Source organism: Moorena producens 3L (genome assembly GCF_000211815.1).
GTDB lineage: Bacteria > Cyanobacteriota > Cyanobacteriia > Cyanobacteriales > Coleofasciculaceae > Moorena > Moorena producens.
Map to the genome: position 1 here is coordinate 1 of NZ_GL890846.1, position 6,620 is coordinate 6,620.

5 protein-coding genes are annotated in these 6,620 nt (G+C 41.4%); all 5 read left to right on the forward strand.

All coding sequences use genetic code 11. The features are described 5' to 3' along the window. The first annotated feature begins 158 nt into the window (after nt 1-158). Entirely contained in the window at nt 159-1,838 is a 1,680-nt protein-coding gene (locus tag LYNGBM3L_RS33825) for a sensor histidine kinase (protein WP_161603146.1), read from the forward strand. Between the two features lie 11 nt (nt 1,839-1,849). Continuing rightward, nucleotides 1,850-2,215 carry a response regulator gene (locus tag LYNGBM3L_RS09910; protein WP_008181959.1) on the forward strand — a complete coding sequence of 122 codons (366 nt, stop codon included), beginning with the start codon at nt 1,850-1,852 and terminating at the stop codon, nt 2,213-2,215. A gap of 111 nt (nt 2,216-2,326) precedes the next feature. Beyond that, the gene (locus LYNGBM3L_RS09915; RefSeq protein ID WP_008181961.1) at nt 2,327-3,571 is read left to right on the forward strand and encodes a S8 family serine peptidase; all 1,245 of its coding nucleotides are present in this window, start codon (nt 2,327-2,329) and stop codon (nt 3,569-3,571) included. 801 nt (nt 3,572-4,372) lie between these two features. Then, nucleotides 4,373-4,936, forward strand: coding sequence for a hypothetical protein (locus LYNGBM3L_RS09925; RefSeq protein WP_008181963.1), 564 nt, complete (start codon nt 4,373-4,375; stop codon nt 4,934-4,936). 166 nt (nt 4,937-5,102) lie between these two features. After that, a partial coding sequence (locus LYNGBM3L_RS09930; protein WP_131827490.1) for a hypothetical protein occupies nt 5,103-6,620 on the forward strand: 1,518 nt, incomplete at its 3' end.

Below are 6,620 nucleotides of genomic sequence, written 5' to 3' on the forward strand. Positions count from 1 at the left end.
TCATTAAACATGCCATTTGCTCCTAGTCGAAGTTGTGTCATCGGTAAAGGAACCATGAGAACTACGGGTGGATGAGAAAAGGGTTGATAGTCATATTGTTGCTATTAACCATACCTTGCTTTGCACAGCGATCCGAGATAGTCAACTACATCAATAAAATGGAATACGATAGTGCACTGTTCAAAGCGGTGGCACTATCTGATTCTTCCGAACGCGTTTACTTCCAAAAGTTGATTCAGGTACTGAGGCATGGCGGACAGCAAAAGCAAGATTCTGTAATTGTTCAGGACCTATTACCGGATACAAATGATCCATATGAGCAACTTTTATTGGGCACCTACAATACTCTTAATGGGGATCGAGGCAAAGCACTTGGATATTTATTAAAAAGCCTGAAGCAATTCATTGCTGATGATGATGAGCTTCTTACGGTGAATTTTCTGATCGTTCTGCACTTGTATAGCCGAATTATACTTTCAGATTCTTATAAGAATCTTATTGACGCATTTCACGATCAAGTCAAGGATCCCTACTCCCAGGCCTGGCTTTTGCTGCATGAAATTGATTATCGGAATAAAATATTTGACCCTACCCAAGATTCCATGGAATATATTCTTCTGTTCCAACAGACACAGAGACACTTTGAAGCGCACGATTTTAATTCGTCGTTCAAAGCGCATTTTTCCTATAGAGCGGGTATTTACCATCGATATATTAATCAACCTGATTCCGCGAGGTTTTACTATTCAGCATGTATTAGAAATGCAGGAACTAAGGACTTTCTCAGATACATTAAGTTTTTCTCATACATCGACCTGGCGGGACTTCAAATTCAGGCTGGCCGACTGGAAGAAGCGGAAGAAAATATCTTGAATGCCCAGGAAAACTGGGACTTTTCGGACACCATCCTGACAAGGCTAAATTACAATCTATTGATGGCCAATCAATATCATTTAAGGTTTGAGGACTGGGAATCGGCCTATCGACTCATGAATGAAGTATGGGGGGATCGGCTGCAATTCTTTTTTGAAAATAATAACGTCAGAGTAAGTGAGTTACAGGAAGAATTCAACGTTCAGTTGAAAGATGCACAGATAGATAGTCAGGAGGACCTAATAGCTTCAAAAAACCAATTCTTATGGACTTTGTCTGGCTTTCTGATTGCGACATTACTGCTCACCCTTGCTCTCGTTTTTGCTTTTCGAAGTATCCGGAAAAAGAATGACAAAATTGAAACCTTGATGCGGGAGTTGCATCATCGGGTCAAAAATAACCTGCAAGTGATATCAAGTCTCTTAGGCTTGCAATCCATGAAACTTGAGGATGAAGTGGCTAAAAAAGCAGTGACAGAAGGAAAAGGCCGTATTAGGGCCATGGCGCTTATACATCAAAAGCTGTACCAAAATGAAGAAGTCACCATCTTAAATGTCAGAGAATACTTATCAAACCTGATTGAAGAAATTGCCCAGGCTTATGGTCATGTGCAGGGTGATCATATGAAATTTCATATGAAATTGAACATTGAAGATGCTGATTTTGATGCGGATCAGGCATTATCTATTGGATTGATCGTAAATGAACTCGTTTCGAATGCTTTTAAATATGCATTCTCTAACTCAGGACAAGCTTTGTTAACTGTCAATCTACATAAGGTTGAACAGGATTTTATATTGCAAGTATCAGACAATGGGCCGGGGTTGCCAGATGGGTTTGATCTAGCGAAAGCAGAATCTTTTGGAATGAAATTAGTCCATCTATTGGTTAGGCAATTGAAAGGGACTTTTCAAATCATTAATGAAGGTGGTTTAACCTGCGAAATCAGGTTCTTAAACAATTGATCAGATCTGTGATGAACCTCCTAATTGTTGAAGATGAATGGCTCGTATCTGAGGAAATCAAAGAGTCTTTAATTCAAAATGGTTTTCATGTGGTGGGACAAACGGACAATGCCGAAACAGCTCTAAGCATTCTGGAAGAAACGAAAGTGGATTTGATATTAATGGATATTGATATCAAAGGAAACCTTGATGGTATATCGCTTGCAAAGCTCATTCAGCAGAATTGCCAATGTTTCATCATCTTCTTGTCCTCTCTTCGTGATGAAGCTCAGAAAATGGAACTGGAAAAAATTATGAATTGTGATTACCTACCAAAACCCTTCACAATTGAGGGACTTTATCGGGTTTTTAAAAAACACAAGCTAAGTTCTTCTTAACGAAGAGATCAACAAGCGAATTTCAGATCAAACTCAGTCCGTAAATACTTAAAATTTGGTATTGAGATTCACTTGCTGGTTTTCGAAATTCATGGCCAAAACAAAAACAAGATGAAAACGGCAAATCTATTTCCGGAAGATTCATATGAAGAGGAGCCCTTGCAACCTGTTACAAGTTTTACTGGCAGGTTTATGATCACTCCACATCTGGACCAAATGAAAGTGACTTCTTTCAGAAAGTTCTTTGAAAGTGAGGGATTGAAAGTAGCACAAGCGGGAGATTTTGATGATATCTCTCAGCCGATCCTTGAATCTGATTACCAACAAGCAGATGTGATGTTATTCGAAGACATGGGTGTGGGTATTTTGGGAATAGATCCGGATAAAAGTGCTTGGTTGATGAATAAATCCCATCAACTAAGCTTTTATATGGAGCCCGAGGAATTGATCGTGACCCAAAAATTGTCCTCAGCGGCAGAAGCTGGAGATAGCTCTCTGTTTTCAGAAGAAGGTTCTACCTGGGGACTGCACAATTGTGGAGTCCTCGAATCGGAATTTACGGGTCGTGGAGTAAAGGTGGCCATTTTAGATACAGGTTTCGAAATGGACCATGATGACTTTGAGGGAAGGACAATCGTAGCCAAATCTTTTGTGCCAGGTGAAACAGTGGATGACAGCAATGGTCATGGTACTCACTGTACAGGAATTGCCTGTGGTGATACCGATGAAAAGGGTATAAGATACGGAATAGCCAAAAACGCGGAAATTTTTATTGGCAAGGTCTTGAAAGGCACACATGGAAGGGGGCCAGACAGCTGGACCATAAGCGCGATTAATTGGGCAGCCAATAATGGATGTGATGTGATCAATGTCTCATTAGGTACACGCGTGTTCCATAAAAGATCATTCAAAAAAGGCCTGGAGCGAGCCGCGAAATACGCTAATAGCAAAGGGGCTTTGGTCATTGCTGCTGCTGGAAATCATAGTGCGCGTCAATATGGTTTTAAGAATCCCATCGGAAGTCCTGCAAATTGCCCATCCGTGATGGCGGTAGCGGCAGTAGATAAATCGCATAAAGTATATTTCCGATCCAACAGCGCTGAGGGTTCAAATGATAGCATGGACATGAGTGGACCAGGAGTGAAGGTCTACTCCTCATGGCTAACCTCCAAAGGGAAGTATAGAACTTTATCTGCGACGAGCATGGCTGCACCACACGTGACGGGAATCGCGGCATTATACGCCGAAAAGTTCCAGCAATTGGGACCAGAAAGTTTGTGGCAAGCCCTGAAATTCTCGGCCACTCATTTAGGAGACGTTAATGATTTCGGTGCGGGATTGGTTAAGGCACCTTAACTATCGCCTAAACATTCAAATTATGGGAAAGGGTAAGTAATTACCACTCGAGGAGAATCATGAACTCATTAAGACACCTTAGGTAATATGAGATATGTTGAATATCACTCTATATCAGAGTTTATCCTATGGTTTACCACTGCCTTACGTGACATAACAGTTACTACGGAAGACGAAACCGGAATGCAAATTGCTAAAGTGATAATTTCAGAATCAAGCGCCTGGAGATATGGATTTTTTCTTTCTGTGGATTTACCTCTGCTAAATCTGGGAGAGGAAAGCGATGAAAATACCTCAATAGATATGAACGACGTATTTTGAAAAGTCGATTTTGTGAGAAGTGATGGGGATGGATCATTAATCAATTTGCCACCTTACCAACAGATTCAATAATCCCCTTTATGCTAGGATCGGCTAAGGACTGATTTGATGATCAAGAATACCTTCTTTGATCCGTTTTGAATCCTGGATGGATCAAAATTCCGGACTTTTGAAAATACTGATCACTTCAAAACAACACCCTGGGAGCGTGCATTACATGATATTTTATGAAGACCTTTTGGGTCTCAACGTCCTGGTTGTCAGATAACTATTGGGTTCTGTGCCAATTTTTTTAAATTTATAGTAAATGCATAACGTTATTTACTGTAAAAAAAGTTAATCATTCAAATGTCATAATGGTTCTATCAATTGACCGATGCGAGAGGAAAAAGGTCACCTTGGAAATCCAGGTGATAGTGGAATGTTATGCGGTTCATACAGGTTTTCAGTCCAACTTCTTCACTAATACTTGACCACCACATGGAATTAATACTTCAGAAAAACGAATATGTTGCTGCTGACAATTCTATTACAGTAATCCTGGACCTGGTGCAAACAGGCTTCGAGGATAAGGAACTTGCCGTTCACATTCCTGAATCGAATCGGTGGAACGTAAAAGAAATTACGGGACAGGCAATTGATGGCGTTTTTAGGTACAGTATTGAATTACAATTCTTTGGTTCGAGATCATCAAGGAGAACCATTCCAATTGAAGTACTAAATGTCACCAAATCAGGAAGTCCAATCATCCACAAAGAGAAACTAGACCTAGTGGTAAGGAATTTGGACAAGCGCCAAAAACCGACGGTCAAGGTGAGCTTAGACCGATTTGGGCCGTCAATCACCGGGCATCTGAATCCAATAATTGAGCTAAGCTTAAAATTGAACCTGAATGCTACCGCACAACTACTCCCAGCCAGCGCGCTCCGGTATACGGCAACAGTATTCGTTAATCAAAAAGAAGTATGGCAGCAAGAGGCAATCGAAACCAATCACCTGAAAATTGAAACGCAAGATGCTTTCAGCAAAGGGAAAACAGGGTAGAAGTACAAATTGTCTTTGACTTACATCCTGAAAGGATCTACAGGATAAGGAAGAATGTACAGGTGGAATTAAGGTCGCCGAAAATTAAACCTGTACACAAAAAATCATTTTCAGTGACGATAGGAGGCCTCTACTGGAGTTTGAAGTGCAAGCACATCGTACAGCATTGGATCTTTCTTCTTTTGAATTGATTTCTAATCACAGCACATTTTCAACTGAGGTAATCAGTCATTATACGGAAGGCAACATACATCACCTGACGATTAGGCCTGTATCAGACTTATGGGCTGGACTACACAAATTAAGCGCCTCCATAAGCAATGAATTTGGTTTTAAATCCCGAAACAGAACACTAAGCGTCTTCATTGACCCCTGGCCTCCTGAAGTGGTGAAAAGAGATTTCATGGATGGTGAGAAATTGGGACCTACCCGAAAACAACTGTCTTTTGAAGTCACAGATACGAAGCGGCAGGCTGTATTACACCAACCAACAGATTGTATCATTGGGATTGGCGCAGGCGCTAAAGAAGCGCTAAGACGGTCAGGGATCTACACTGTTTTGGACCTGGTAAAAGTAAAACCAGCGACGGTCAGAATAGAGGGGTTCTCGATTTCGGAACTAATGAGGTGGAACGAACTCGCTAAAGTGGTTTACGAAGTATTTATAGATCCTAAAGATGCCTTCCCGTTTTTCTCCATGTCCGTTGAGCAATTTGTTCTTGAAGTTCAATTATCACCTCGTCTTCCCGAAGTAAAACTGAAGGAGATGAAGGAGAACCTCAAGAAGCTATACACTGCAATTGATATTGATCAACTACGCACCCTGAGGCTCACAGAGTTCATCCAAACGAAAGGCTCACAGGTGAAATCAGCTTCTGCCACCCTGGATGGAAAAGAGACAAGTGTTCTGTTAGATCAAAAATCCGTGATTGTTGACCTTCCAGAGCTGTCGCATGGATCACATCAGGTTACCCTGCACTTAACCGATCATTGTGGCAATACCAGCGCTTTCTCCTCAGGTTTTTTTATGGATATCCAACCACCTCTGGTTTTAGATTCTTTCCCAAGACCCAATGCCTTTGTCAAGCAATCGCCCTTACCAGTGGCCATTAAATTTGGAGATAGTGATTCGGGAATAGACCAGGAATCTGTGAAGATTACGATGGATGGGGATGACCTGACCTCTCAGGCATTCATTACCAGAGATGGCGTATCATTGAATGTCAAGAACCTTAATGAAGGTGAACATGAGATGGGGCTGGAAGTATCAGATCAGGTTGGGAACACACTAAAGGAAAGGATATCTTTTGTTCTTGATACAATTCCCCCTCTTGTGAGCTACGATCATCATCTTCAGATACGCCATACTGCCACCGAAAAGATCAGCCTGACGGGTATATCCTCAGAGCCGCTTGCTTCGATTACCATAGATGGAAATCAGCACCTGATAGAACGTCAAAAGAAATTCGAGATTGAAGTGAACCTGGCTCCGGGAGAAAATACCATTGGCGGAGTAGCTGTTGACCTAGCTGGTAATGAGACCATGATTCAACCTGTTTACGTTTATCGAATTAATCAAAGACAGTTATCGATACAAGGGCGGATCTTGGACTTCAAGCAAGAACCGGTTTCAAACGCCCGAATATATGTTGACGGACACAATATCTGGACACAATCCAATGAA

What these genes read in the sequence shown, in the direction of transcription:
- LYNGBM3L_RS33825 (WP_161603146.1), top strand. Translation starts at nt 159, where the DNA reads ATGGAATACGATAGTGCACTGTTCAAAGCGGTGGCACTATCTGATTCT.
- LYNGBM3L_RS09910 (WP_008181959.1), top strand. Translation starts at nt 1,850, where the DNA reads ATGAACCTCCTAATTGTTGAAGATGAATGGCTCGTATCTGAGGAAATC.
- LYNGBM3L_RS09925 (WP_008181963.1), top strand. Translation starts at nt 4,373, where the DNA reads ATGGAATTAATACTTCAGAAAAACGAATATGTTGCTGCTGACAATTCT.
- LYNGBM3L_RS09915 (WP_008181961.1), top strand. Translation starts at nt 2,327, where the DNA reads ATGAAAACGGCAAATCTATTTCCGGAAGATTCATATGAAGAGGAGCCC.